Annotated in this window: 1 pseudogene; it reads left to right on the top strand. The window is 38.9% G+C overall.

The window, feature by feature from the left end:
* Positions 1 to 314, top strand: a pseudogene (locus tag H5158_RS22985) (DUF2931 domain-containing protein); the annotation flags it as partial.

The raw sequence follows: 314 nt of genomic DNA, 5'->3' as shown, positions 1-314 counted from the left end.
TGTGCAACAACAGGTGAAATAGATTATATGGTTGTATCGGGTTCAACGGATGAAGGTAATGATATATTCGTGACTTTAATTAAGTTTGATGACCAGTGGGATGTACCCGCAGGAACTATGTCTTGCTGCAGAGCCACAGCGGGGGCTATGGTTGGAGTATATGATAGGGTATTCCCAGGAAAAGTCGCGGTTGAATGGTTAGATAAGTCAGAAAATAGAATTTACTTTGGTGAAGTTGCAATAGACAAAAAAGGTTACAAATTAGCTAAATCTCTCCCTTATTTTACTTTATCGACAGGTGAGGTATTTAAGAA

It is taken from the genome of Pseudoalteromonas sp. SR45-6 (assembly GCF_014163545.1).
Classification (GTDB): domain Bacteria; phylum Pseudomonadota; class Gammaproteobacteria; order Enterobacterales; family Alteromonadaceae; genus Pseudoalteromonas; species Pseudoalteromonas rhizosphaerae.
Note: the sequence above shows the minus strand (reverse complement) of the source record. Positions and strands in the feature narration are given on the sequence as shown.